Origin of the sequence: Reichenbachiella carrageenanivorans (genome assembly GCF_025639805.1) — a bacterium.
Lineage (GTDB): Bacteria > Bacteroidota > Bacteroidia > Cytophagales > Cyclobacteriaceae > Reichenbachiella > Reichenbachiella carrageenanivorans.
Window position 1 is genome coordinate 297,879 of record NZ_CP106735.1, and the last position, 26,803, is coordinate 324,681.

The window sequence follows — 26,803 nt, forward strand, 5'->3', positions numbered from 1 at the left end:
CTAGTACCTACTTATATTTTACTCTAATATTAAAGAATATAACGATCCAATTCGAAAACAGGCACGGGTATTAATCATTAATTAAAATAATGATAATCGAGCAGAATAGCCTAAGAAAAATAGAATTCGTTCCTTTGATTAAGCACCAAAACATAGAAAAACATGAACACGTACCCCACCACACCCGATTTGCTCAATTCACTGAGGACGCTCAAACAAGAAGATCAAATAGATCTACTGGACTACATCAAAAACAGATATTCTCATTCTTCAATAGTGACGGAGAGGTATCGGAAAAATGCACTATTACAAATAAAGAAAGCACTGAAACGCTAAACTTGAGATCCAAACATGTCCTCAACGTTTTATGGATATTGCTATTAAGGCTGGAATAAGACCAAAGTTGACCGTAAGCCCCCAACTAATTCAGGGGAGACTTATCACTCATTAAAACTAGATATATGTCTGATTTTGAGTAAGTCGCTCATTTCCAATAGCCTCATAAATGCGCATCTCACCTATTTTTCAATTTAGGTAAATGGCGTATTTATTTCATTGATTATTGGCCCTACTTTTGGGATATCTATTTTATTCAGCAATGAGTTCACTAAAACTTTACTAGAAATGGATCAATTAGCCACCGTCTTGGAAATCATGCAAAATGTGAAGAGCCTCGACACCGATCAGAAAAACAATGTGATGCAGTATGTAAAGCAAATGTCTTTACAAAACCAGCAAACAGAAGATTCTTATAGAAAAAGAGCCATCAGCGAAATTCGCTCAGCTCTCCAGCAACAATCAGCTTTTTAATCTTCCGATAGAACAATAATTTCGTCCTTGTCGGTCAATTCGATCATGTCCGATTTCTTAGGGTTGACCACCACGCCGTATGCCGAATTAGGATCTTTGCTCTTGGCAAGAATTCTATAGCCTATGGCTACCTCATTCTTGCGTGCAGCAGACTCCAGAATCGTATAGAAGTTAACAGCTTTGCCTGTAGTGATATATTCTGTGGCAGGCTTAATGTATATCTCAGATCCATCGGCATCGAATAGGTCTTCGAATACTCTCATCAAGAATTTATTTTCTGACACCTGTGTCATCAATAAACTGAGTAGCTTATCACTTACGATAAAGTCATCCGCACTAGTGATATCTGCCAATAATCTGTTTTTCATATCAATCATCTCACTGACGAGATTCAAATGCTTTTCTGTACGCTCAGCAATACTTCTGATGTGCAATAGTGTGATCAACGTCTGCGCATCAGCCTCTTGCACTGGGAAGTGCTGTTCGTAGCAAAGTAAGATGATATAATCGTAGTTAGGGATCTCTAGCTTCTCTAGTGTTTCTCTGTCGGTAGTTTCTGCTCGTTTGAATTCTACAGTCAGGTTATTCAATGATGGTTTGAGACGCTGAATAACGGTTACAGGATCTTCAAATTTAGACACTACTTTCACGGTAGACCCATAAGGGGCATAGTGATCCAACTCCCTGATGATATTCTTCGCACGGTCGTTCCAACCGATAATTAATATTTGTTCTTCTTTGGTTTCTTCTTCTACTCGGCCAGTCAATCGTCCCTCCTCGATTTCGTAATCAACTATACCTGATGGCACCAAGGTATCATCATCTTCGGTAATACCTATGATTTGATCACCTTCATTGAATACCGTATCCATTGGAGGATTAATGGCGACTGTACCGTCGGCAAACTGTAGTCCCATAATAGCAGAATCTTCATAAGCGAAGATGATTTCTCTAAAGGTCCTACCCACAAGAGAAGGCTCTTCTACGAAATAGATTTCATCACCATCATAGTCCATCAACTCGATATACACCACACTCAATCCAGACTGACGGCTGGTCTGCACCATGATTCTAGAAATAAAATCATCGGACAAAATCAACTCGACTTCGTCCTGACCTACCATCTTGGCTACTTCGTAGTTTTTGCTGTCTTGAATCTCAGCAGTGATATGGTAAGGTTCTTTTCTTCTGTTTGGGTTGGTTACGATCGCTACGATCGTCTTAATAATTTGAGAATCAGAATTTTCGTTGTCTTTATCCAGAATAATAATGGACTTAGAGCTAAATGGGTTGGCAATGTAGATATCATCTACATCGATCGGGCTACCTGTCCTACAGATTACTCTGGTATTAGAAGTGTCGCCTACTTTAAGACGGATTTCGTCTTCCATCTCTACTTTATCTCGCTCTGCCAAGATCACAATCACACCTTCTTTCAGGTTTTCATTTGCTTCTATCAGCTCAGAAATAATCGTAAAAATCTTTGAGGACCATCCCAAAATCAGGGTATGATCTCTTTCAATAACGAAGGATCTCCCCTTTCTCAAATCTTCCAGTTTGGTCAAGATACCGTTGGATACCAAACCAATCAATGTAGATAGTACAACTACACCGACCAATGTAACGGCCAACAAATACACTCTCAAAGACCATCCTCCAGTAGTATTCCCTAAAGTACCTGGGTCCAACATGTGAATCATGTTTTGCCACAAAGATTCGGGATAGCCAATACTCTCTCCTGCCTCTACTTCAAACCCAGTTAAAACTAGAATGATGGCAAGAATAACTACAAGAATTAAAGTCAAAACCCCTAGACCGCCGATTAGCGTCATGGTTCCTTTTGATACGTAATTATCAAATTGGTATTTGGCCTTAGCAAGAAAGGAAGAGCTGTTATTCATTTATTCAGGTCGTAGCTAAATTAAATCGTATTCATTTCGAATAGTGGCCGAAAGTGCAATCCATGTAAGATATGTTTTTCCAGCTTATATGGGCAAAAATAATCCAATAATGGAAAAACAACCGTTTTATGATAATTATATCTGTGCTTTACTTCGCGCAAATTTGAGTGCACCTACGTATTGGCCATATTATTGATTGTTTCAAATATTTTTAACTTCGTATGCGAATGACCTCCAAGACACTACACCCCATTTCAATTCCTAAAATGAAAAAAAAACTCTTCCTCCTCTTTTTTAGCATTGTTATAATCTATGGAGGAAATCTACCTGCATCGGCTCAAACATACTCTCTTGCCATCAGCCCACAGTCGTTTACTATAGATGGACAGAGTTTTAGTGGCTACAGCACTACCTTTGTACAACCCTTCGAAGTGATAAACAAGGAATGGTGGCGATACGTAAAGTCACGAACGGTCATATTCAACAAAAAAACTCATCTAGAACTTACCGTGCCTGCGCAAGGCAAAGAAGCCAATGAGCCTTTAAAATTTGTATCCCAACTCTATGAGGGAAAAAAGCACAAACAAACCGTACTAAGAATGGCGTTGATTACTGATGGTGTAGCTACTGATCAGGTTGCTGACTTGAAGAAACAAGCTCAGTACCTAATGAAAGACTTTAAGGTGAACTACTTCACTGAAGTGGTACAAGAAAAAATATTGGAGAAAGAATCTGACGCTAAAGATATCAGTATGGAAATGGACAAGTACTTGCTCGAAAACAGCAAAATAAAAACTCGAATGGAAAAGAAACCAGAAGAGAAAAACACACTATCCCAAACACTAAGAAGCAATACCAACAAGATCGAAAAACTTCAATCCCAACTACAAGCCAACCAAAAACAACTGGCTCAGCTCAAAAAAGAGCTTACACTGATCAAATGAAAAAGGCAGCCCTCTGGCTGCCTTAATACTCTTGATTAATTATTAAGCCTTAAAAAGTATAAGTATATTTTAATTGAAACAATCTACCTGGCTTGTAGAGAGAGAAAATCTGCTCTTTATTGCCAAATTTGTATACTTGCTCCCTTTCTTGATTCAGTAAGTTTTTAGCCGAGAAGCTAATTTGTGACTTAGCCAATTCTCCAAAATCTTTAGACAATTTAAAATTCAAGCTTTGAAATGGCTTAGTGTACACGTCTGGTACATTTGAGGTTCCAATGAAGGTAATGGTTTCTCCTTGCACATTGTAAGAAAGGTTAGCCGAAATGCCCAATGGATTGTTGTCATAGTTCATGTATCCATTAACTACATATGGAGACTGACCACTCATTTCTCTATACTGAGACACCCCATCACTGCTACCAGTATAAGCTACTTCACTATCGTACTCAGACTGACCGTCTTCCGCTACTATTACTGTCTTTCTGTTCACTTTAGATACGACAAAAGACATATTGCCGCCTATAGACAGGTTCTCAAGTACTGGGCTAATCATCCCCAAATTCTTCCTTACTTCGAATTCCGTTCCATATACAGATGCTTCTCCTACATTTCTAGGCTTCAACTGACCTGGGCTGTTAGGGAAGAAAACCAAAGCGATATGATCTGTGAAATCTTTGTAAAAGAATGAAACAGACACCATTTCGCTAGCGGTAAAGAAGAACTCCCATCTCAAATCATAGTTCAAAATTTCAGCCTGTTTGATGTCTAAGTTCCCTGAGAATCTTGTTCTAGTGATCGGATCCTCAATAAAGGCTGAAGACTTTTCTTTAAAAGATGGTCTGGCCAAAGTTTTATTAAAAGAGCCTCTAAGGTTCATATCATCTCTCAAAGCATAAACCAAACCCACAGAAGGCAAAAGGTTAGTTTCGTTGAGTGTTCTTTCATCATCTAACACTTCGCTTGAATTATCTTCATTCAACCTCACTCCGCTGTAGTACATCTGCACGTTTTCCATTCTTACACCGTAGATCGACTTCAACTTAGGTGTTATCTGCATTTCATTCATCAAATAGCCTGCGAATATGGATTGTCTACCCTCATAGTTGTTGTAGTTATTGCTATTGTCTTGGATGTACAAACCGTTAGGGTTAGTAGAAGAGTACAAGTTGTCTTCTTCTAACAACCAGTTAGGATCGTTGTACTCTACAGCGAAAACTGACAGTGGCTCATACGCATACTGGTACACGCTAAAATCTCTATTTCTATAGGTCATCATACCACCTGCTTTCAACTTGTTGTTATCGTTCAGGTTGTAAGTCAAATCCATTTTGAAACTTTCACTCACTTCGTTCAGTTCTCTCCAAAATCTATTCATGGACCCTCCATTACTAAAACTATAGTTTCCACCATCTTCGTTGATTCGGGTATCTCTATAGTCGGGATCACTAACCTTGGAAAACAACAATGCGTTTGACCACTCTATTTTCAATTTATCAAAATTGTGCTTACCATATATGATATTATTAGTCATTGTACGCTGTGTGTAAGCCAATATATCATTGCTAATGTTTGTTGGATTATTGAGTGTAGAGAAATTCATTTCTCTGTCTAGCGCAGTAGAAACTCCGTTTTGCGTATGCAAAAGACTCGTTCCAATGGTGTGATTGTCTGTCTTGGCGGCCAGCGTAGCCAAACCACTCCACAGCACACTGTTGGTAGCCAAATCGCCAACTGCACTAAAATCTCTCACCAAGGCAACCTCACTAGTGGTTCTGTCTTTTTCGTATCTTTTTCGCTCATACCCTTCGTAAAAGGTATTGGTGCTTTTATAGCTCAAAATAGCATTATAACCCCAAGTCACTTTATCGCCTTGAATTTGATTTCTGTGCAATACAGAAAGTCCAGTATTCATAAAATTTCTTTCACGACTTACGCCCAATGTAGGATCAAACTTTCTTGTGGTCTCTGCCACAAAATCGTTTGGTGCTGTAGGAATCTCCGTTCCTTTTGCGATAGGCATCTCTCGTTGTCCGTTGTCCCAGCCTAAGAAATCGGTAGCTGATCCATCATATGTCACATTATTAGACTTAAAGTGCATGTCAGGACTATACCCCATACTTAGAGAAACAGAAGTTGTTTTTTCTTCGGGAAAAGCTTTGGTCTGAATATCTACCAAACCACCTGCAAAATCTCCATTAAGATTGGGGCTGAAAGTCTTATACACCACTACATTTTCTAAGATCGCAGTTGGGAAAATATCAATCTGTACGTCGTTTCTGTCTGGATCTAGCCCTGGGATAACCATCCCGTTCATTGATGTTTTAGTGTATCTATCGCCCAATCCACGGACGTATACATATTTACCTCCTTGAACAGTCACTCCTGTGACTCTATTCATGGCAGTAGACAAGTTGCTATCACCTACTTTTTTGAATGCTGCAGAAGAGATCCCATCTACAGTGTTAGCTGATTTTCTTTGCATAGACATCAGTGCGACTTCATTGTCTCTGATTTGCTCAGCCGTAACAACAACAGCCTCTAACTGCTGTACATCTTCTGATAGCGTTACGTTAATGTTGGTCACTTCACCTGCAACTACTTGCACCCCTTCGATCGTCTGTGGCTGATAAGACACAAACTGAATGATGATGTCATGCGTACCTGCATCGAGAGACAAAGAGAAGTTTCCGTCAAAATCAGCAACAGACCCTTGGGTTGTGCCTAGCTTGGTGACAGTCGCACCAAAGAGCCCTTCGCCGTTAGATCCGTCAATGACTTGTCCTCTTAAAAATCCTTGTTGCGCCAGTGACATACTCGCCGCGCTTACAATTAATCCTAGTGTTAATAATATCTTGTTCATTTTCTGATATCCTAATTTTGATGCAAAACTAGACCCCTCATGTTCCTTGATCATTTTTCGAATTTTAACAAATGTTTAAAAATGAAAGCGTTATTCATGGGTTGATAACATTTAGATAATACACAAAAACCCACTCACTTACTAGAATCAAAAAAATAGCTTTTAAAGCATTCAGTGTTGCTTAATCGTTATTTAACGATAGTAATATTAAGTTAACTTAAACACTACTCGATGAGCGGTATAGACAAAAATTATTAGTAGAATTTAATGTGTTAATTGGTAGCAAAACAAAAAGGCCCTGACCATACAGCCAGAGCCCTTATATTCAGAAAATGAATCTTAAATTTCTTTCCTGTGATACTTCGATTTATTCTTCGTCGAAGCTTCCAGTGTATACTACAAATTCAGAAGCTTTCACTTTAGTAAACACTAGAGATCCATCAGCTACGTTTTTAGCAGCGTCTTCAGTCTCAGTATATGCTTCACCTTCTACATACTCTTCAGTATCGTAAGAAGCAGACAACTTCACTTTGTAACCAGTCATATCAACGTTAGTCAACGTGCCTTTAGCTTTAGATTTAAAATCTGCTTCCATTTTAGCGTCAGATCCTACTGCATGAATTGTTCCGTTTGTCAATGTGAAAGACTTGTCAAGTGCTCCTTCTCTTCCATCAATTTCTAGACATTTGTCAGAGTTTTTGTCTGTATATACTGCGAAGTTTTTAACCTCACCTGCGTAAGACTGATCGATATCGATACCGTCATCACCAACTGCATAAACCAAAAGGTTAGTTACGTTTACAGTTCCTCCGAAGAATTCAACTCCGTCATCTTCGTTGCCATACACTTCGATGTTTTCGATAGTAGTACCTGTACCTACTCCACCCAGCGTCAAGCCGTTGATTTCGCTACCTTCAGCGATTTCAGCTCCACCATGTCTGATAGACACATACTTGATAGACCCAGAGTTATCAGCAGCATCATCTCCACCGTACTGTCCGTTGGTATCACTCGCATCTACACCTTCGATTTGTGGATTCTCAGTTTTAGCACTCACAGGAGCTTTACCCAAGATTACCAATCCACCCCATTTTCCTTTTGAATCTTGATTCAATGTCGTTCCTTTGAACTGACCTGGCTCGATGTCGTCATCAGTAGAAGTCATGATAATAGGCTCAGTTGCAGTACCTTCAGCTATCAATTTAGCCCCTCTAGCGACCATTAATACAGCTGCTTTAGCGCCTGACAAAGAAGCATCGCCTTTGATTACTGTACCAGCTTCGATAGTCAATGTAGCACCATCTACTACTGTTACTCTAGTTTTCAAAACGTATACATTGTCTTTAGTCCAATCTGTATCAGTTGAAATATTGGCATCAACCTCCACCTCAGGAGCAGCATCTACCGCTACTCTTGAAGCAGTTTGGTCTGCATTGTCCATCAAAGTCCAATCATCAAATACAGTCTCGTCAGTGGCGCCAGTGGCAGAATCATCAGATGATGCCTTAGCATCTACGGCAGCTTGAGTAGTCTCTACTGCTTCAGTTTGCAATTCTTCAGTTGTTTTTGCAGGAACTGCAGGATCATCCTTATCGTCGTCGTCACATGAAACCATCAATCCCATTGTAGTGAACACAAATAATAGTGCTAATAACTTTTTCATTTTTTTTCTTTTAAGTATTCTGATATTAAGTTTTTTCAAAATTTGTACTGCAAAACTGCGCAAGACATGTTACCTCGGGCACAAGAGGCAGTTACCTTTCTGTTAAAAGAAGTAGTGATTGTGTTATTGAAATTTTATCAATGTTAAGAGAATGTGACGTACGGTAAAACAAAAAAGCAGCTCCATGACTGAAGCTGCTCTTTCTGCTGTTTTATGCTGTTTTTTTACTTCACCATACTGATGTTTACTTTGCTCAATATTGCTTGGATAATGTCGTGTGTGGTAATACCATCCGCTTCGGCTTCGTAGTTCAAAATGATTCTATGATTAAGTACATCTGGCGCTACTTCTTTGATATCTTCTGGTAACACGAAATCACGTCCTTCTAAGAAAGCAATTGCTTTAGCTGCCAAATTCAGGTTGATCGAGGCTCTTGGTGATGCGCCAAATTGAATATAGTTCGCTTCTTCTTTCAAACCATATGCCGCAGGGTCGCGAGTAGCAAAAATCAGTTCTATAATGTATCTCTCTAACGATTCCGATAGATTCACTTGATTGATTTCACCGCGAATCGCAAAGATGTCTTCTTTGGTCAAAATTGTATTGACTTCATTATCAAATGTCATATTAGACATGCGACGCATGATTTCCAGTTCCTCATCTTTAGATGGGTAACCAACATGCACTTTCATCATGAATCTATCCACTTGCGCTTCTGGTAGAGGGTACGTTCCTTCCTGATCTACGGGGTTTTGTGTAGCCAATACCAAGAACGGGCGATCTAATTGGAAGGTGGTTTCGCCAATCGTAACTTGCTTTTCCTGCATCGACTCTAGCAGGGCAGATTGCACCTTCGCTGGAGATCGGTTGACCTCATCGGCCAAGATCAAGTTGGCAAAAATTGGCCCTTTCTTCACTTCAAAGTTGGACGCTTTCTGATTGTATATCATCGTACCCAGCAAGTCGGCAGGCAATAGGTCTGGCGTAAACTGGATTCTCTTAAAATCTAAGTGAAGCACATTGGCCAATGTATTTACCGTCAAAGTCTTCGCCAATCCCGGCACCCCTTCGAGTAAAATATGCCCTTGAGTAAATAAACCAACCATGAGTCGATTGATCATATACTTCTGCCCGACCACTATTTTATTTACTTCAGTATAAATCTGCTTGATCTTTTCCTGATGTATTTTTTTACTCTCTACGCTTGTAGTTGCTTCCATATTCGAGGATTATTCGTTTCTAACCAAACAAAACTAAAGCAACTTGGGTAAGTTTTAAAACCACAATAGGTATAACGCTCCCAAGTCGCTGTTAAAAATTGTTAAGCACTATTGATGTGTTGGCTTGAGTAAGTCATTCACCGTTTTCACTGGATTGAATGTCGTGATGGGGACTTCTACAAATAATGTGACCCAGTCCGCCATGGCACCATTCCATAAGCCTGGCAATTCCATGGCCTTCACTGCTTTGCCTCCTCTCGACTTCTGAGTAATAAATCCCGTTTTATTATTTCGATATTGTATCAAATCAAATTTTCGTCCTTTAAAATCCTTGACCCCACAGACCAAATCCACGGGATTGAAGTGGGAAGATTTTTTTAGAATAGCTGCTTGTGCCTCATTAGTCAAGTCTATTTGTGCGGTCTCTGCTATTTGCAAGGAAGTTCCCTCGCCTTCTTTCACCCAAAACGGCCCTCCACCGGGCTCTCCCGTATTGACTACCATCCCACAAACCCGCACGGGACGATTCAGGTATTTGGCTAATGCTGCCGAACTGGACAATGCTAAACTAATACCATACTTTGCTTTTAATATCTCTTGGGCTTCAGTCGTACAGTCTTCTCCCTGCGCTATACGCCCAAGCCAACCAAAGGAATCTTGCTGAAATGCAATCAACATACTTGCTAGTGCCTTTTTATAAGTAATTGTATCTGCCTTCAAGTGATCTGGCACCACATTATCAATATTCTTCACAAAAACGACATCCGCTTCGAGGTCATTCAAATTGGCCAATAAAGCACCATGACCCGCTGGTCTAAACAGCAACTTGCCATCTTCTAAAAACGGTTCGTTCTTTAAGTCTACCGCAAGTGTGTCTGTCGATGATTTCTGTTGTGAAAAAGAAACCTGATATTTCACCTCAAAAGCCTGCTCATACCTCCCCACTACTGATGCGAGTTTTAGTTCAAATTTTTTCTGATGCTCTGGTGATACGGTAAAATGCAAATGCGCCACGCCGTCTGTGCCTAGCGCATACTTTGCCCCTTCTATCAGGTGTTCTTCTAATGGTGTTTTTGCCCCATTTTCGGTTTTATGAAAAGCCAGCAATCCCTTAGGCAGACTGCCATAGCCCAAACCATCCTCTTCTAATAGCACTCGAACAATAGGCTGATAATCTTGCGCTGCCAACAGCTCATCCATCTTCAACCCTTGTTGTTTCAACGCTTCGACCAACTCCGTATAAAAAGCAAAATCTTGAATACCAGCAATAAATTGCTCCGTCCCAGCATTCAATTTACCTTCGGCAAGGTATTCAAACAGGTCTTTGAACATGCGTGTAGCCGCACCAGAAGCAGGCACAAATTTCAACAAGCTTTTATTTACCGTAGCTTTTTCGTAGCCTTCTACATAGGCCGCTGTCTCTTGCTCCGACAGCTGCACAATCCCATCTCCAATGGTGGCTGGCCTATCGAGATCGAGAAACGGAAAGCCCGTCTTGAAATCAGCGACTTGCTGCTTTACAATTTCAATATGACTTCCTCTCGATTGGATATCATCCTCTTGTTCTTTTGAAAACATTAACATTTAGTTTTTGGTTGTACTACTTTAATTAAATCATCTCTGAGGCACGCCCTAATAAATAAAAGAAATTATTTGGAACACCTCATTTATGAAAAGGGTTAAATGGAAAACTGAGCAATGGCCATTTCATAGGCTTTGTTATAGTGTTTAATCAAGTTTTTCCAGTCAAATTCTTCAGACAAATCTTCGGCTTTATTTCTACTTTGTATCCTGTTTTTTGAAGTGGAAGTCACAAACTGCAGCATTTTTCGGGCTAGCTGATCTGCTGACGAATGAAAATCTTTGTTTTCACGTTCGATCAAATACATCCCATGTGCTTCATTTCCTTTTTTGATGTGCTTCACATAATTGCCAAATCCAGATAAGTCCGAAGTAACCGCCGACACACCACGTGCCAAACACTCTACTGGCGTGTACCCCCAGGGCTCATAGTAGCTTGGGAAAATCCCTAGATGGCACCCCCGTACAAACTGCCCATAATCCATCCCAAAAAGCGGATTGGTAGACGTAATAAAATCTGGGTGATATACCACTTTCACCTTATCTGATTCATAATTCAGCAGATTGGCATTTCTCAAAAAATTAAGAATAGGGTCTTGCCCATCATGATACAAATTGTGAGTAACCACACTTGGCAATCGATCAGATTTCCATGACTGGATTGTCCTCCTGTATCTGAGTTTCCAATAATCATCCACCATTTCATTGAGATCTGGCAACCTATGTTTCTCATTGGTGGCTGCAGCCATAAACAAGCGCTGCTTGAGCTGCTCCATGATGGCATCGCAGTTGTGATCGATCTCTTCCATGATAGCACGTGAGGTCAACACATCCTGATTGATACTCATATAAGGCTGCTTGGTCACAAAAAACATCACCACTGTTTTATCAATGCCTTGTTCTTTCATCAGGTGGTTCAAACGAGCCAAGGCCTCTAAAGTCAAATCATACCCTTTGTTTTTATATTCAAAACGACCTGAAGTGAAAAAATATAGCGTGTTGCTCAGATCGAATGAATAGGACTGAAAAAAATGCCCCATGATAAAGTGTTCGATTTGCTCTTTATACCTGTGATGTAGATTTTGCACTTCGTGCAAAACAGAAAACCGTTCAATATTAAGACCATTGGGCAATATGGCATCTGGGTTTCTACCAAGAAGATGCACACACTCTTGGGCTGTCACCTCACTCACTGTAGTGAATACCTTCGCCCCATGAGCGCAAGCTCGCTCTAATTTGGCTGTAGGCTCTATGTTGAATTTTTTAGCCTCCGATTCCCAATTTAAAAATGGAAGATGATCATAAAAAAAAGGATCATTCATTGCCAAATATCTCCCCAGCAAAGTAGCATGTGTCGTAAACACTGTCTGAATCGGGATTTGTTCTTTTCTCAAATCAGGAATAGCCGTGCCTGCCATCCACTCATGAAAATGAGCCACTACATCCATGTCTTGCTCTAGACAGAGTTTGGCATATCGCGATAAAAACTCTTTAACCATAAAACCAAAAGCCAATACCTGATCCATCAGAGGATCATGCTGGTCAAATGAGATATGATGATCTTTCCAATAACAATACTTGATCTCTCCCAACTGATGCATCACACTGTTAGGATTAAACAAAACGGTGGTTGGTCTGCCCGACACGAGCCAAGATCCTACTTTTACATCCCAGCCCATTCCTTGTAACTCTCGAACTACCCCAACTACTGGCGAATCGAGTGTCAAGTCTTCTTCAAAATCAGAGCTGACATTTGGGTTTACATTTGGGCCTAGTAGCACATAGTTTTCTCCCCAGCCCTTTTTCATCGTCGGAACTTTTGAACGTATCACGGTGTATATTCCTCCTACCTGATTGCAGACCTCCCATGCCACTTCCACTAAACTGGCCTTGCTACTTATCGTTTGTTTTGCCTTCTTTCCCATATGCCATCATATATGCTAATGAACAACTATTCAGAAATTGAGCTGCGACAGACCAATTGAATTTGTTATTCACAAAAAAATCAAATTGTAAATTATCTAAAATATCTGGGTAAATATTGAAAATAAAGTCATCATTCCGCAATCCTGTTAAAAAGCATACCACCAAACAATAGATTTATTGCCAATGCTACCTAAATTACAAACGAGAATGGTGACAAAACCATTTCGAGTTGCTTGATACATTATTTTAGTATTATATCTCGCTTGATGGATCGATGTCCCCCTCAAAATACATTAAATTTCTCCATGATAAAATAAGAAATGGATAATCTTAAAGAAGAAATACAAAAAGAAGAGAACTCAGATTTCTCTGGTAATTATATAGAAAAATTTCAAGACAAGAATGCGGAAGAATTTTTCGCTGGCAGTCTAGTGTCTTGGGAAAAGCAAGAGAATTCTTTTTTGTTTCACGGAGAAAAGGCCTCTTTACAAATCACGGTAGTCTCTCCCGACATACTCAAATTCAGACACGGCAACGAAGGCTACTTCGACGATGATTTTTCGTATGCTATAGACCCCAGTTTCAGCGCTGATCAAACAGACTACAAGTTTGAAGACCTGAAGACTACATTTGTAATCAAAACAAACGTACTCAAGTGCTATATCAGCAAGACCAACTTGGCGACAAAAATCACCACTTTAGAAGGCACAAGCGTACTTGAAGACGAAAAAGGCTATCATTGGCAAGATCACAAGCACTATGGAGGCACTATAAATATTTGCACGAAAGTACTGCATGCTGGTGAGAAGTTTTACGGACTGGGAGACAAAACAGGCAGACTCAACCTGATCGGCACCAAACGCGAACTCTGGGGTACCGATTGCTATGGGTATGGCAACGAAACCGACCCTGTTTACAAAAACATCCCTTTTTATATGGGCCAACACAGCCAAATCGGCTATGGTATATTCATGGACAATACTTTTCGAAGTTTTTTTGATTTTGGCAAAGAGCGCACTACCGTTTGCAGCTTTTGGGCACAAGGAGGAGAAATGAGATATTACTATATCCATGGACCAAAACTGATAGATGTAGCCAGAAAATATGCACTACTCACTGGCCGACCACAGCTCCCCCCAAAATGGGCACTGGGCTACCATCAGAGCAAGTGGAGCTACTATCCAGAATCTGTAGTGAGAAAACTAGGAGAAGAATTCAGAAGTCGAAAAATCCCATGCGATGTGATTCACCTCGACATCGATTACATGGATGGTTTTAGGTGTTTTACTTGGGACAACAAGAAATTTCCAGACCCCGCTAAAATGATAGCTGATCTAAAAGAGCAGGGGTTTAAAACTGTCGTAATCATCGACCCCGGAATCAAAATCGACAAAAACTACGACGTCTATAAGCAAGGCATAGCAGGTCAGCATTTCTGCCAAAGAATGGATGGCGACCTACTCAAAGCCAGCGTATGGCCAGGACTTTGTCATTTCCCTGACTTTACCAAAGCAGCTACCCGTGAGTGGTGGACTACACTCTTCGAAGGCCTGATGAACGATGGCGTAGATGGTGTATGGAATGATATGAACGAGCCTGCGACTTTCGAAGACGGTACCTTCCCCAACGATGTGCGGCACGACTTCGACGGACACCCAGGCAGCCACAGAAAAGGACACAATGTATATGGATCGCTCATGGCACAGGCCACTTGTGCAGGACAAAAGAAATATATGGAAGGCAAACGACCTTTCACAATCTCCAGATCCGCCTATGCAGGCGTACAACGTCATGCATCCGTATGGACTGGCGACAATATGGCTACTTGGGAGCACCTCAAACTAGCCAATATTCAATGCCAAAGACTAGCAGCCTCAGGGGTCTCCTTCGCAGGATCAGATGTAGGAGGGTTTATCGGGTCGCCTGATGGTGAACTTTATACCCGATGGATTCAGATGGCCGTTTTTCATCCGTTTTTCAGAACACACTCCTCAGGCGACCATGGAGACAAAGAACCTTGGAAATTTGATCAACAGTACGTAAACATTGTCCGACAGTTTATCGAAATGCGATACGAATGGCTGCCGTATATCTACTCTGTCTTCTATGTGCACACCCATACAGGCACGCCTATGATCCGTTCGCTTCATCTCGAAGGACATATAGATCCAGAGACTTTCTTTAGAGAAGAAGAATTTTTCTTGGGGCATCATGTGATGATCTGCCCAGTATCTGAGCCTGGCAAAAGCACACGCAGGATGTACCTGACCGCAGGCCAATGGTACAACTACTGGACAGATCAATTGATAGACGGAGGTTTAGAAATCACAGTAGACACGCCACTCCATCAGATTCCAATCTTCGTACGCCAGGGCGCCATCATACCAAAGCAACCTAAAATGCAGTACGTAGATGAATTTGTTTTTGATGAATTGACGCTTGAATGTTACAAACCATTTGAATTGACGCACTCTACCGTCTACGAAGACAGTGGAGATGGCTATGATTACCTTAGTACCGAGGGGCATGTACTCAAGTCGTTCGATTCGGACTTTGTGCTTGACACTTGGATCATCACACAAAGTGCAGAAGGCTCTTATGAATCTACCTATCAATCGTACGCCCTGCGCCTACACGGGTTGCATCAGCTCCCTGCACAGCTATTGGTAGACAACGAAGATCATTTGGCACAAGCCAAATATGAAAATGGAGTGGTTATACTTTACGTAAAAAAGGATTTTAAAAAAATAGAAATCAAATAAATCATCTAACCATGAGCATTAAAAAGCAATTTCTAAAATCAAAAGAAGCCTGCAAAGTCACTTGGATCATAGACAAGAACACAGCTGGCGCGGCTAAAAAAATCACCCTCGTGGGTGATTTTAATGGATGGAATGAGCATAAGGCCGCATTTAGCGCCTTGAAAAACGGCACATTCAAATACGTAACTGAACTACCCAAAAACAATAGTTATCAGTTTCGGTACTTGGTGGATAATCAGCATTGGATGAATGAGGCAGAAGCCGACGGCTTTGTAGACAATCTTGTCTCAGGAGAACAAAACTGTATCATCAGCCTGTAATAGGACAAAACAACCATAACCTCAAAACCTTACTCCTAAATTTATGAACACGAAACTACTGATTCTCGGCCCAGGGGCCCCTAGCCGTGAAACTAGCGGACTCGGCAAAGCCACGGCTCATCTAGTAACCGAGCTGTCAAAAAAAAATGATTTGACTCTGGTTGAGCCCAGGCAACTGGGTGAACTGGCTACTCATACCAATGCGCAGCGCAACACTACTGCTTTTTCCGACCTTAGCATCCTCCAAGAACTGGCCACAGTAAGTATAGAAGCTCAGCTATCGGCCTATCACTATCAGGAAATATCACACACCAAAACAATGGAGAAAGTGGAAAGTAAAAAGCTTCATAATCAGCTTACTGCTTTCACCGAAGAACTGGTATTAGCTGGAAAGAAAATAGATTTCGATCTACTATATGCTCACGACTGGATTACTTTCAAAGCGGCGCTAGAGCTCAAGGAAAAATTCGGAAAGCCTCTTCTGTTGCATGTACATTCTCTAGACTATGATAGAAATTTCGGGAAAGAAAAATCATGGATTTTTGACTTAGAAAAAAAAGCCATGGAAACAGCAGAAGCAGTGATTGCCATCAGTGCGTATTCTAAAAAAATAATGATCGAGCAATACGGAATCTATGCAGATAAGATTCACGTGATCTATCACGGGCATTCGCATCAGAAACGCACTAAAATCAACAATCCTTTTACTGAAAAGGTTGTGCTTTTCGTAGGTAGACTCTCTGGGCAAAAAGGTCCGATGCAATTCCTTAAAATTGCCGAAAAGGTATATGAGAAATATCCTGACAGTAGGTTTGTGATGGCTGGTGACGGTGACCTCTACAAAAAACTAATTGTAGCTGGTGCTGGTAGCGAAATTGCAGGTCGGTTTCATATTACTGGACACTTAGATCAAACAGAGCTTCAAAAACTCTACGCCATTGCCAATGTATATTGCATGCCGTCGTTTTCAGAGCCCTTTGGCCTTACGGCTTTGGAAGCCGCAGAGGCCAAAGTACCTTTGGTACTATCCAAAAACTGTGGTGCTGCCGAGCTGCTCACCGAAGCTAAGCTGGCCACTCCTGGAGATTCAGATGATTTTGCTGACGCTATTTTGGAAATTTTAGAAAACCCAACCATTGCCGAAGCACAAGTAAAAGCAAATAAAAAAAGTATCGAAAAATTGAATTGGGGACAGTCTGCGGATGAAGTATTAGCTGTGGCTGAATCTATCTTATGAACAAATCATTATCCATCACTCTCATCTTTGACTGGGCTCGACCACTCGTCAATTTCTCTCTTTTCGACATTGGATCGAAAAGAGGCTACTATGCAGCAGACGAAGCACAACAATTCCGTGCTTGGTATCAGCAATATGCCTATCCTGCATTAACACAAATAACGGAGAATACCACACCCGTTTCTCTATATTGCTCTGGTACCTTCATAGACATGCTATCGGCCTTCGATGCAGCAATGGTTAAAACATTGAAAACCGCAATAAAAAAAGGTCATATAGAATTGCTCGGCGGTACCTATCATCACAGTCTCTCTTCACTATATGACCGCGCCCATTTCCAAAGGGAAGTCCATTGGCACAAACAACTGATTCAGAAAAAATTAGGAACATCGCCCAGTCGTTTTTTTAATACATCTAATATCTATTACAACGACTTGGCTCCCATCCTGCAAGAGTTAGGCTACAACTCTTCATTCACAGGGGCTATTGACTGGTATCTAAGCGAGCATAAATCAGAGCGGATATTTAGTGCAAAGTCTGAAACCTCTTTCGACTTACTTTTGATCACCTCAGACCAAGGTCAATCTTTATTTCAAAACGATGAAATACAACACCACTTTTTGCAATTAGCGCCTGATGAACTGATGGCAATAGGTGGATGGTCTGAGCTCATTCGTAAAACAAAAAACAAAGCCACAATTTACTCCCTCAAAACACAAATTGACCAAGTAGAAAAAAAGCCAATATATAATGTCCGCCAACCAATCAGCGGCACATATGACTATCGCCCACTTGATAGCCTCAACACCCACCCACTACAGATCAGCTGGCTCAAACAACTAAATGAACTATCTACAGCTATGGCTGTACAAAGTGAAGAGATTCAAAAACTATGGTCTGGATTGTCTGCCGCCAATATATTGGAAAAACTGAATCCTAATGCGGGGCACGAAGACACCAGCTACAATACTTATCAGACGTTGATTAATATATTTAGCAATTTACAATTCAGACTACGGCAATAACCGCAGAACAATCGCCGACCGGCAAGGTGTGTAGATAGACAATTGATCCCCATGCTCATACGATGCAGACTGATAAACCATGGAATCATCGATACGATCATGCCCACCAAACGCACTGCTATCTGTGCTCAACACGACCTGATACTGCCCTGCAACAGGTAAGTGAAACTTATAATCAGCAATTGAGCGATCTGGATGAAAGTTAAAAAAGAAGATCAGATGGTTGCGTTCAAAGATGATCACATGATTATCCTCGTCCATATTGAGTGGCTTGGCCTGCATAGCTCCTAGGATATCATTCTTTTTTAGCAAATCGATCATGGCTTGATCAAAACCCTGTAGCCATTGGTATTTCAGATCAGGGTGATCTGCCAACGACCACTGCCTGCGAGCATACTTATAGCTCCATCCGTTTCCTTCTCGTGGAAAATCCACCCACTCAGGATGCCCAAACTCATTACCAATAAAATTCAAATAACCTTCTCCACCCAAACTAGAGGTAAGCAATCGGATCATTTTGAGTAGCGCCATCCCTCGGTCGATCACCAAGTGATCATCTGCCTTCTGCATGTGCCAATACATATCCTTATCCATCAGCCAAAATGCCAAGGTTTTATCACCTACAAGTGCCTGATCGTGAGATTCAGCGTAAGCAATGGTTTTCTCCTTGTATCGCCGATTGGCCATTACATCCCAAATGGCATTCACACTCCAGCTCTCGTCTGGCGTATGCTTGAGCAACTTGATCCAATAATCTGGCAATCCCATACCTAACCGATAATCGAACCCGATACCGCCTTCGCTCACTGGCCTGCACATGCCTGGCATACCACTCATGTCCTCCGCAATTGATAGCGCCTCTGGTTTGATTTGATGAATCAATTCGTTAGCCAACTGCAAAAAACAAATGGCATCCCAGTCCACTCCTTCCTTGAAGTACTTGTCATAATGATCGAAAGCCACACCTTCTCCATGATGGTGGTAAAGCATAGAAGTAACTCCATCGAATCTAAATCCATCTAGATGAAACTCCTCCATCCAATAACGGATATTGGATAATAAGAATTGTAACACTTCCATTCGACCATAGTCGAATAACTTCGAATCCCAGCCGGTATGATAGCCACGGCCACCTTTATGAAAATACTGATTGTCTGATCCGTCAAAATCATTAAGACCTTCGGCGATATTTTTAACAGCATGCGAATAGACTGCATCCATAATTACGGCAATTCCCATCTGATGCGCCTGATCGACCATGTACCGGAGATCATCAGCAGAGCCAAACCGGGAGGATGGCGCAAAAAAATTGGAGACATGATAGCCAAATGAGCCGTAGTATGGATGTTCCTGGATAGCCATCACTTGGATACAATTGTACCCAAGACGAGCAATTCTTGGCAGTACCTCATCCGCAAATTCACGATAGGTGCCTATCCCCTCTTTTTCCTGTGCCATACCTACATGGCATTCATAGATCACTGGAGCGAACCCAAGAGAAAGTTGAAATTTTTTATCCTTCCATTTATACTTAGATACACCCAATACTTGAGCACTAAAATCATAAGATTGTGGATCTTGAACGGCACGAAAAGAATAAGCAGGTAACCGATCTCTATCGATCAAGCCATTTTGCACCTTTACCTTTACCAGGCCACCAGGTACTAATGGAAATTCAGTATCATCCGACATGAATACCCCCCACACCCCATGTTCATCTTGTGTCATGGGGTGATGCTCGGCATGCCATCCATTGAACTCGCCAATCAAAGACAAAGCATCAGCAGCAGGTGCCCATTCTCTGTACCACCAGCCTTTTAGCTTTTTATCGTAATTGAACCCAAAATAATGGTGTCCATCAGCAAAATCGTAAAGTGAACCAGCAGTAGATCGGATGGTTTGGAGGCGTTGCTCAAAATAAGCCATCCGCTGAGCGATATCTGGCTGATAAGGGGCTAACCAAGGATCGTCTGCAATCAATTGAATATCTTCCGAATTAGGCATATCGAGGTATTTAAACTGTACTCAATATAACTAGCCTAATGGAGATAAATCTTGCTGAAGGAAAGAAATGAAAAATTATTAATAGACTATCATCAGTCTTGACTCAGAATTGAAGGACTTATAGAAATCAGTTGAAAAAAGAATCTACAAATTCATTTTTATTGAAGACCTGAAGATCCTCAATCCCTTCACCTACACCTATATATTTGACAGGTATTTTAAATTGATCCGATATACCAATAACGACCCCACCCTTAGCCGTTCCATCGAGTTTGGTGATTGCCAGCGAAGACACATCAGTGGCTTTGGTAAATTCTTGTGCTTGCATAAAGGCATTTTGCCCCGTACTACCATCGAGTACCAACATGATTTCATGTGGCGCATCTGGCACGAATTTCTGAATTACTCTTTTGATTTTGGTCAACTCATTCATCAAATTGACCTTGGTATGCAACCGTCCTGCGGTATCAATGATCACAATATCAGCTTTTTGTTCTATGGCATATTTCACTGCATCATAGGCAACAGCCGACGGGTCGGTATTCATGCCATGTGCCACCACTGGTACCCCCACACGCTCTCCCCAAAGCTTGAGCTGATCTACCGCTGCAGCTCTAAAGGTATCTGCTGCTCCGAGCACTACAGACTTACCTCTTTTATGAAATTGAGCAGCTAGCTTGCCAATGGTCGTAGTTTTTCCAACGCCATTCACTCCTACCACCAAAAGCACATAAGGTTTCTTGTCGATTGGCAATTCAAAATCAACTTGATCTCCAGAATTATTCTCCTCAAGTAAGCCCGCTATTTCTTCACGAAGAATCACATTGAGTTCTGCCGCATTGAGATACTTATCTTTAGCTACACGCTCTTCGATCCTTTCGATGATTCTAACAGTAGTATCTACCCCCACATCCGAAGTGATCAAGACCTCTTCCAACTCGTCTAGAAGCTCATCGTCGACAGTAGATTTGCCGGCAACTGCTTTTCCAAGCTTCGAAAAGAAATTTTCTTTCGATTTTTCTAGCCCTTTATCTAGGCTCTCTTTCTTTTCTTTAGAAAAAATATTGAATAATCCCATAATCAGTTGGTGGTAGGGTCAAAAATAGAAAAAGTCTCCTATCCCGATAACAATCGGGATCAGGAGACTTTCAAATATATCTTAAAAGGCTGAATTACTTTGCAGCCAGTACTTCTTTTACTTTGTCTTCAGTGACAATTTCTTCTCTGAATGAATATGCTCCTGATTTAGTTTTTACTGCCTTAATCACTTTAGCATACTTTACGCCATCCTTGTCTTTTAGGGTTGCAACTACCTTCTTAGCCATGGTTATTTAATTTCTTTGTGAACAGTATATTTCTTAAGAATTGGATTGAACTTTCTCAATTCCATTCTGTCAGGAGTATTTTTCCTGTTTTTAGTCGTAATGTATCTAGAAGTACCTGGCTGACCTGTCGTCTTGTGCTCGGTGCATTCTAATATTACCTGAACTCTATTACCTTTCTTAGCCATCGTTCTAAATCATTATAGTGAAAGGGTTCCCTTTGCTTTAGCTTTCTTCAACGTAGCAGCCAAACCATTCTTATTGATGGTTTTCAACGCAGTTGATGAAACTTTCAAAGTAATCCATCTATCTTCTTCAGGAAGATAAAATCTCTTCTTGAATAGATTTGGATAAAACCTTCTTTTGGTTTTGTTATTAGCATGAGAAACGTTGTTCCCTACTTGTGGTCTCTTACCTGTTATTTGACAAACTTTCGACATTTTTCTAGTCTTTTAGCGATCCTTAAAAAATCGGAGTGCAAATATAGAGAAAACTTTAGCATATGTAAAAGCTCTCTATAAAATAAATGGTTTTTATTTAAGATTTGAGCTGAAATTAAATCTTCCTTGCCTGATATCCTTCTTTCAACAGGATATCAACCACCTTATCACGCAAATCTCCTTGGATAATAATTTCTCGGTCTTTTACATTCCCACCTACCCCACATTTGGTTTTGAGCATTTTGCCCAACTCTTTGAGGTCGCCAGTCATGCCCGTAAAGCCTGTGACAAGAGTCACCTGCTTTCCTTTACGATTTTTCTTATCCAACTCTACTCTTAATTTTTGATCTTTTGGTGCCAAGGTTTCTTCTTCAAATTCTCCATCTTCAGTATAGTCAAAGCTATCGTCTGTAGAATAAACAACCCCTATACGATTTTTAAAATTTCCTTTCTTCGACATAACACCAAAATTTCATGCAAAGTAAACAAGACTTGATCTGGTATCAAAAAAAGAGGTCGCATCCTTCTGACGCAACCTCTTGATATAAACGTAAATTTTAACTAGAATCAGTATTTCAATTCCCAAATCTTATTTTGATAATACGACACGTCTGCACCTTGATCATTCTGACGCATCAGCTCGGAGCATTGAGAATAATAGTCTAGCGCCTGAGCTGGCAAATCATTCTTAGCGTAATAGTCCCCCATGAGCTCTAGGTTGCTTACATCCTTTTTGATGGAGATGGATTTTTCTAACCATATTTTAGCAGTGCCTAAGTCTTTGTTTTTTCTAAGCAGGACTTTGGCTTGCTTTGCCAACAACTGCCAGTCGTCTGGCGCTCCATTTTCTACAGCCGCCTTGGCTTTTTCAACTGATTTATTATCAGACGAACTGGCAAATAAAGAAGTGGATAACATCAGACCGAATACTAAGGTCAATAGAGAGATATTTTTGATCTTGTTCATAACAGTATTTTTTAAGTTTTTGACATTAGACCAGAGACCAACAACATGCCAATAACTCAACTTACTGAAAATGAGATGATTGAATATTAAACCAAATAATATTTGTCAAAAAATCGGACAGTACCTGTACAATTCTGAACTGAATAACCCAGTCACACGACTTACGTAGGGTTACAAAATCAAGCCCACACCGAATAATATCACAAAAAACAAGGTAGTCAAAGCCAACTGTTTGAGGAACGGGTCTAGGTTCTTGGCCTGTCTTTTGGTTTTCACTGCCCACCCATTTCGAATGATCAAAGGAAACGACAGCACAAACAAAAAAGACATCCAATCGGAGTGATATGAAAAAGCAAAAATCAAACTAGAGAGCATCGCTAGACCAAGTAGACAAAAATGGTACTTCACAGCCTTGTCCCTCCCGATACGCACAGGAATTGAGATCTTACCTGCTTGCTCATCAGATTCTATATCTCTGATGTTGTTCACATTGAGTACACCTGTAGCCAACAGCCCACAGCTAATCGCTGGCAACATCACTGCCCAATCAAACTGGTGAGTCTGTAAAAAATACGACCCAAATACACCAACCACACCAAAGAATATAAAAACGGAAATATCACCCAGCCCTCGATAACCATAGGGATTGCTGCCTGCCGTATAGGTGATCGCCGCATAGATGGCCGCTACGCCCACCAGCAAAAAAATCAATACCCAAAGCCAATGATCAGCAAAAGCAACACCTAACAAAAACAATCCAGACACAAGAGACAAAACAGCAAAAATGATCATTGCTATTTTCATTTGTGCTTTGGATATAACCCCTGTCTGCACCGCTCTACTTGGCCCTTGTCTATCGACACTATCTGCACCATGTACAGAATCGCCGTAGTCATTGGCTAGGTTGGACAGGATTTGCAGGAAAACGGTAGTAGACACAGCCAGCCCTAAAATGCACCAATCGAACATCCCCTTCCATTGCGCCAAAAAATTGCCCATCAATATACTGGACAGAGCAAGCGGAAGCGTCCTTAACCTGAAGGCCTCTAGCCAATGTTTGATTTTGGAATCACCCATGAATTACATTCGATCTGGTACATGGATGCCCAACAGCGACATGCCGTATTTAATGTTTTTAGCAACCTGAGCGGATAACGCTACACGAGAAGCCGTGATCTCTGCCGCCTGCTCACCAAAGATGGCAAACTCTGCATAGAACTTGTTGTACTCCTTGGCCAAGTCATAGACATACTGTGCGATCACAGAGGGCAGATACTCTTCTGCTGCCATTTTAACTTTATTTGGCAGCTCAGACAAGAGATAAATCAGTTCGTTTTCGGTCTGGCTCAGTTCCACTCCTGACGGAATACTTAATGTCTCCGTTTCGATAGCTAGTTCCTTTGCTCTACGAATAATCGCCGAAATTCTCGCATGCGTGTATTGGATAAAAGGCCCTGTGTTGCCATGAAATTCAATCGACTCCTGCGGGTCGAATAACATGCGCTTCTTGGGATCCACCTTGAGCAAGAAATACTTCAGAGCACCAAGTCCAATGGTATCGTACAACTCATTGGCCTGTACATCAGTAAATCCGTCGATTTTACCCAGTTCTTTGGTATGGTGCGCTGCCGTAGCGATCATCTCACCCATAAGGTCGTCGGCATCTACTACAGTCCCTTCGCGGGATTTCATTTTGCCAGAAGGTAAATCCACCATGCCGTAAGATAGATGATAGCACTCCTCCGCCCATTTATACCCTAATTTTTTCAAAATCAAGAAAAGCACTTTAAAATGATAATCCTGCTCATTGCCCACAGTATAGACCTGCTTGATAAGGCCAGGGTATTCTTTAAACCTTTGGATAGCTGTCCCGATGTCCTGAGTCATATAGACCGCCGTCCCATCCGAGCGTTGTACGATCTTTTGATCCAGTCCTTCTTCGGTCAGGTCTACCCATACAGAACCGTCGTCTTTGGCAAAAAAATGTCCTGCTTTCAATCCTTCAGCTACTTGCTCCTTACCCAGCAGGTAGGTATTCGATTCATAATATAATTTATCAAAGGTCACCCCCATTTGCTCATAAGTAGCATCGAACCCCTTGTATACCCAACCGTTCATCTGCTCCCAGAGGGCGTAGGTATCTGGCTCTTTGGCCTCCCATTTTCTAAGTAGTTCTTGTGCTTCGAGCAACAGCGGCGCTTGCTTCTCTGCTTCTTCTTGCGACTGACCTGCTGCAACTAACTCACTAATCTCTGCTTTGTACGCTTTATCAAACTCAACATAATATTTACCTACGAGTTTATCCCCTTTTAGTCCCGAAGTCTCTGGAGTCTCGCCATTTCCAAATCTCTGCCAAGCCACCATCGACTTGCAGATATGAATACCACGGTCGTTGATAATCTGAACTTTGACTACGTCATAGCCAAAGGCATCGTAGATTTTGGATACGGAGTAACCTAAAAAAATATTTCTCAAGTGTCCCAGATGCAAGGGTTTGTTGGTATTGGGCGAGGAGTATTCCACCATCACCGTTTCACCCTTCCGGGGAAAACTACCAAAATTGGACTTCTGAGCTATTTCATTGAATAGATTAGCCCATAGTGCAGTAGATAGCTCTATATTAAGAAATCCCTTGACCACATTGTATCCCGCTACCACATCGCAATTGTCCCTCAAGTAGCTCCCTAGTTCCTCGCCAGTTTCCACTGGATTTTTCTTTGAAATTTTACCGTAAGGAAAGGTCACAAAGGTATAAGTGCCTTCAAATTCTTTCCTGGTAGGCTGCAAGCCTAACTCCGAGGCGGCTACTTCGTGATCGTACAGGGATTTGAGACCTGCTGCTATTCCTTGCTGTAGTTGTGATACAATGTCCATTCTTTTTTATTTCTTGGGCAGAAACACTTCTGCCATCATACATCTGGCGCTACCGCCTCCCAATGCCTCGATAGTATCGAGCGAACTGAAAATGATGTCTTTATTATAGTTTAAAATCTTTCCTTTTTGTTCTTCGGTCAATGATCCATAGGCTGCCTCAGACATCACCATCAATCGGTCGCCTGACTTGTTTTCTACTTGAAGCATATTGCCTGCAAAGTGCTCTTTTTGACTTTCTGTAATCTCTATGATCTCCTTGCCAGAATTCTGCAGCGAATCTACTACCATTTTTCTTTCTATAACATCGTCTATCGTATCCAAGCAGATCACGGCAAACTCATCCCCAAGTCCCATCATCACATTGGTATGATAGATCGGCAGCCGTTTTCCGCCCACAGTTTGATTAGCGATGAAGGCTACTACCCTATAATTGAAGGCGCTTTCAAAATCTTTGATCACGTCGGGATGTGTGCGCTCCGAAACTGCTGCATAGGCGATTCGATTGCCCCTATCCAATATCAGACTGCCTGTTCCTTCCAGATATTTACCAAACTCCTCGGCTCCAGACAAGTCGATGATATTGGTGATATTATACCCACTCTCTGGAAACTGACTGATAATATCCTCCCTACGCTCAAACCGTCGATTTTCTGCATACATAGGGTATAGACCGATCACGCCATCGTCGTGAAACGAGATCCAGTTGTTAGGAAAAATGGAATCTGGCGTACTTGGCTCTGGTGTATCATTGACTACGATTACTTCCACACCTTTGGCTCTTAGCTTTGCTACAAAACCATCAAACTCAGCCAAGGCACGTTCTTGCACATTTTCTGGCGTAACGTCTTCTAGCGCCTTTTGGTAGTAATTGTTGACAGCAGTCTGCTCATTGAGCCTGAACTGTACTGGGCGAACCATCATAATGGTAGAAGTAGTATTTATTCCCAT

At 41.3% G+C, this 26,803-nt stretch carries 23 protein-coding genes; 7 read left to right on the forward strand and 16 right to left on the reverse strand.

The window, feature by feature from the left end; genetic code table 11:
• Nucleotides 1–162: 162 nt before the first annotated feature.
• Nucleotides 163–336, forward strand: a complete 174-nt coding sequence (locus N7E81_RS01190) for a hypothetical protein (protein ID WP_263051456.1) — start codon at nt 163–165, stop codon at nt 334–336.
• 288 nt (nt 337–624) lie between these two features.
• The gene (locus N7E81_RS01195; protein ID WP_263051457.1) at nt 625–810 is read left to right on the forward strand and encodes a hypothetical protein; all 186 of its coding nucleotides are present in this window, start codon (nt 625–627) and stop codon (nt 808–810) included.
• Here the strand turns inward: N7E81_RS01195 and N7E81_RS01200 are convergent.
• A complete protein-coding gene (locus tag N7E81_RS01200) occupies nt 807–2,711 on the reverse strand; it encodes a CASTOR/POLLUX-related putative ion channel (RefSeq protein ID WP_263051458.1) in 1,905 nt (634 codons plus the stop codon). The genes N7E81_RS01195 and N7E81_RS01200 overlap by 4 nt on opposite strands.
• Before the next feature lie 266 nt (nt 2,712–2,977).
• Between N7E81_RS01200 and N7E81_RS01205 the strand changes: the two genes are divergently transcribed.
• Nucleotides 2,978–3,655 carry a hypothetical protein gene (locus N7E81_RS01205; protein ID WP_263051459.1) on the forward strand — a complete coding sequence of 226 codons (678 nt, stop codon included), beginning with the start codon at nt 2,978–2,980 and terminating at the stop codon, nt 3,653–3,655.
• 49 nt (nt 3,656–3,704) lie between these two features.
• Here N7E81_RS01205 and N7E81_RS01210 read toward each other — a convergent pair whose 3' ends face one another.
• From N7E81_RS01210 to N7E81_RS01230, 5 genes are all read right to left on the reverse strand, one after another.
• The gene (locus N7E81_RS01210) at nt 3,705–6,569 is read right to left on the reverse strand and encodes a TonB-dependent receptor (protein WP_263051460.1); all 2,865 of its coding nucleotides are present in this window, start codon (nt 6,567–6,569) and stop codon (nt 3,705–3,707) included.
• Between the two features lie 313 nt (nt 6,570–6,882).
• Nucleotides 6,883–8,178, reverse strand: coding sequence for a hypothetical protein (locus tag N7E81_RS01215; protein ID WP_263051461.1), 1,296 nt, complete (start codon nt 8,176–8,178; stop codon nt 6,883–6,885).
• 224 nt (nt 8,179–8,402) lie between these two features.
• On the reverse strand, nt 8,403–9,365 hold the full coding sequence (locus N7E81_RS01220) for an AAA family ATPase (protein ID WP_263053108.1): 963 nt from the start codon (nt 9,363–9,365) through the stop codon (nt 8,403–8,405).
• 141 nt (nt 9,366–9,506) lie between these two features.
• Nucleotides 9,507–10,976 (reverse strand): DUF4301 family protein, encoded by a 1,470-nt coding sequence (locus N7E81_RS01225; protein ID WP_263051462.1) that lies wholly within the window; start codon nt 10,974–10,976, stop codon nt 9,507–9,509.
• A 101-nt stretch (nt 10,977–11,077) separates the two neighbouring features.
• Nucleotides 11,078–12,904 (reverse strand): glycosyltransferase, encoded by a 1,827-nt coding sequence (locus N7E81_RS01230; RefSeq protein ID WP_263051463.1) that lies wholly within the window; start codon nt 12,902–12,904, stop codon nt 11,078–11,080.
• Between the two features lie 321 nt (nt 12,905–13,225).
• Here N7E81_RS01230 and N7E81_RS01235 point away from each other — a divergent pair, with 321 nt between their 5' ends.
• Genes N7E81_RS01235 through N7E81_RS01250 form a run of 4 tightly spaced genes read left to right on the forward strand, consistent with a single transcriptional unit; the run spans nt 13,226 to nt 18,249 of the window.
• On the forward strand, nt 13,226–15,667 hold the full coding sequence (locus N7E81_RS01235) for a glycoside hydrolase family 31 protein (protein ID WP_263051464.1): 2,442 nt from the start codon (nt 13,226–13,228) through the stop codon (nt 15,665–15,667).
• A gap of 11 nt (nt 15,668–15,678) precedes the next feature.
• Entirely contained in the window at nt 15,679–15,987 is a 309-nt protein-coding gene (locus N7E81_RS01240) for an isoamylase early set domain-containing protein (RefSeq protein WP_263051465.1), read from the forward strand.
• A gap of 43 nt (nt 15,988–16,030) precedes the next feature.
• On the forward strand, nt 16,031–17,224 hold the full coding sequence (locus tag N7E81_RS01245) for a glycosyltransferase family 4 protein (RefSeq protein WP_263051466.1): 1,194 nt from the start codon (nt 16,031–16,033) through the stop codon (nt 17,222–17,224).
• Nucleotides 17,221–18,249: a polysaccharide deacetylase family protein gene (locus N7E81_RS01250; protein WP_263051467.1), complete on the forward strand. Its 1,029-nt coding sequence runs from the start codon at nt 17,221–17,223 to the stop codon at nt 18,247–18,249. The genes N7E81_RS01245 and N7E81_RS01250 overlap by 4 nt, the downstream gene beginning before the upstream one ends.
• On the opposite strand, the gene N7E81_RS01255 is transcribed toward N7E81_RS01250, so the two are convergent.
• The 10 genes from N7E81_RS01255 to ctlX form a co-directional block, all read right to left on the reverse strand.
• A complete protein-coding gene (locus N7E81_RS01255; protein ID WP_263051468.1) occupies nt 18,238–20,253 on the reverse strand; it encodes an alpha amylase C-terminal domain-containing protein in 2,016 nt (671 codons plus the stop codon). The genes N7E81_RS01250 and N7E81_RS01255 overlap by 12 nt on opposite strands.
• Before the next feature lie 127 nt (nt 20,254–20,380).
• The gene (ftsY, locus tag N7E81_RS01260; protein ID WP_263051469.1) at nt 20,381–21,331 is read right to left on the reverse strand and encodes a signal recognition particle-docking protein FtsY; all 951 of its coding nucleotides are present in this window, start codon (nt 21,329–21,331) and stop codon (nt 20,381–20,383) included.
• Nucleotides 21,332–21,425: 94 nt separating this feature from the next.
• The gene (locus N7E81_RS01265; RefSeq protein ID WP_263051470.1) at nt 21,426–21,578 is read right to left on the reverse strand and encodes a DUF4295 domain-containing protein; all 153 of its coding nucleotides are present in this window, start codon (nt 21,576–21,578) and stop codon (nt 21,426–21,428) included.
• Nucleotides 21,579–21,580: 2 nt separating this feature from the next.
• Complete coding sequence (gene rpmG / locus N7E81_RS01270) at nt 21,581–21,763, reverse strand: 50S ribosomal protein L33 (RefSeq protein WP_263051471.1); 183 nt, start codon at nt 21,761–21,763, stop codon at nt 21,581–21,583.
• A gap of 12 nt (nt 21,764–21,775) precedes the next feature.
• Entirely contained in the window at nt 21,776–22,015 is a 240-nt protein-coding gene (rpmB, locus tag N7E81_RS01275) for a 50S ribosomal protein L28 (RefSeq protein ID WP_263051472.1), read from the reverse strand.
• A 115-nt stretch (nt 22,016–22,130) separates the two neighbouring features.
• Nucleotides 22,131–22,475: a translation initiation factor gene (locus N7E81_RS01280; protein ID WP_263051473.1), complete on the reverse strand. Its 345-nt coding sequence runs from the start codon at nt 22,473–22,475 to the stop codon at nt 22,131–22,133.
• Between the two features lie 107 nt (nt 22,476–22,582).
• Complete coding sequence (locus tag N7E81_RS01285; protein WP_263051474.1) at nt 22,583–22,981, reverse strand: hypothetical protein; 399 nt, start codon at nt 22,979–22,981, stop codon at nt 22,583–22,585.
• 171 nt (nt 22,982–23,152) lie between these two features.
• Nucleotides 23,153–24,058 (reverse strand): 1,4-dihydroxy-2-naphthoate polyprenyltransferase, encoded by a 906-nt coding sequence (locus N7E81_RS01290; protein ID WP_263051475.1) that lies wholly within the window; start codon nt 24,056–24,058, stop codon nt 23,153–23,155.
• Between the two features lie 3 nt (nt 24,059–24,061).
• The gene (gene argS, locus N7E81_RS01295; protein WP_263051476.1) at nt 24,062–25,855 is read right to left on the reverse strand and encodes an arginine--tRNA ligase; all 1,794 of its coding nucleotides are present in this window, start codon (nt 25,853–25,855) and stop codon (nt 24,062–24,064) included.
• A gap of 6 nt (nt 25,856–25,861) precedes the next feature.
• Nucleotides 25,862–26,803, reverse strand: a complete 942-nt coding sequence (gene ctlX, locus N7E81_RS01300) for a citrulline utilization hydrolase CtlX (RefSeq protein ID WP_263051477.1) — start codon at nt 26,801–26,803, stop codon at nt 25,862–25,864.

Coding starts and splice junctions, on each gene's coding strand:
- rpmB (WP_263051472.1), bottom strand. CDS start 22,015: ATGTCGAAAGTTTGTCAAATAACAGGTAAGAGACCACAAGTAGGGAAC.
- N7E81_RS01280 (WP_263051473.1), bottom strand. CDS start 22,475: ATGTCGAAGAAAGGAAATTTTAAAAATCGTATAGGGGTTGTTTATTCT.
- rpmG (WP_263051471.1), bottom strand. CDS start 21,763: ATGGCTAAGAAAGGTAATAGAGTTCAGGTAATATTAGAATGCACCGAG.
- N7E81_RS01240 (WP_263051465.1), top strand. CDS start 15,679: ATGAGCATTAAAAAGCAATTTCTAAAATCAAAAGAAGCCTGCAAAGTC.
- ctlX (WP_263051477.1), bottom strand. CDS start 26,803: ATGGGAATAAATACTACTTCTACCATTATGATGGTTCGCCCAGTACAG.
- N7E81_RS01255 (WP_263051468.1), bottom strand. CDS start 20,253: ATGCCTAATTCGGAAGATATTCAATTGATTGCAGACGATCCTTGGTTA.
- N7E81_RS01235 (WP_263051464.1), top strand. CDS start 13,226: ATGGATAATCTTAAAGAAGAAATACAAAAAGAAGAGAACTCAGATTTC.
- N7E81_RS01250 (WP_263051467.1), top strand. CDS start 17,221: ATGAACAAATCATTATCCATCACTCTCATCTTTGACTGGGCTCGACCA.
- N7E81_RS01215 (WP_263051461.1), bottom strand. CDS start 8,178: ATGAAAAAGTTATTAGCACTATTATTTGTGTTCACTACAATGGGATTG.
- N7E81_RS01230 (WP_263051463.1), bottom strand. CDS start 12,904: ATGGGAAAGAAGGCAAAACAAACGATAAGTAGCAAGGCCAGTTTAGTG.
- N7E81_RS01285 (WP_263051474.1), bottom strand. CDS start 22,981: ATGAACAAGATCAAAAATATCTCTCTATTGACCTTAGTATTCGGTCTG.
- argS (WP_263051476.1), bottom strand. CDS start 25,855: ATGGACATTGTATCACAACTACAGCAAGGAATAGCAGCAGGTCTCAAA.
- N7E81_RS01290 (WP_263051475.1), bottom strand. CDS start 24,058: ATGGGTGATTCCAAAATCAAACATTGGCTAGAGGCCTTCAGGTTAAGG.
- N7E81_RS01265 (WP_263051470.1), bottom strand. CDS start 21,578: ATGGCTAAGAAGGTAGTTGCAACCCTAAAAGACAAGGATGGCGTAAAG.
- N7E81_RS01245 (WP_263051466.1), top strand. CDS start 16,031: ATGAACACGAAACTACTGATTCTCGGCCCAGGGGCCCCTAGCCGTGAA.
- N7E81_RS01225 (WP_263051462.1), bottom strand. CDS start 10,976: ATGTTTTCAAAAGAACAAGAGGATGATATCCAATCGAGAGGAAGTCAT.
- N7E81_RS01200 (WP_263051458.1), bottom strand. CDS start 2,711: ATGAATAACAGCTCTTCCTTTCTTGCTAAGGCCAAATACCAATTTGAT.
- N7E81_RS01205 (WP_263051459.1), top strand. CDS start 2,978: ATGAAAAAAAAACTCTTCCTCCTCTTTTTTAGCATTGTTATAATCTAT.
- N7E81_RS01195 (WP_263051457.1), top strand. CDS start 625: ATGGATCAATTAGCCACCGTCTTGGAAATCATGCAAAATGTGAAGAGC.
- N7E81_RS01190 (WP_263051456.1), top strand. CDS start 163: ATGAACACGTACCCCACCACACCCGATTTGCTCAATTCACTGAGGACG.
- N7E81_RS01210 (WP_263051460.1), bottom strand. CDS start 6,569: ATGATCAAGGAACATGAGGGGTCTAGTTTTGCATCAAAATTAGGATAT.
- ftsY (WP_263051469.1), bottom strand. CDS start 21,331: ATGGGATTATTCAATATTTTTTCTAAAGAAAAGAAAGAGAGCCTAGAT.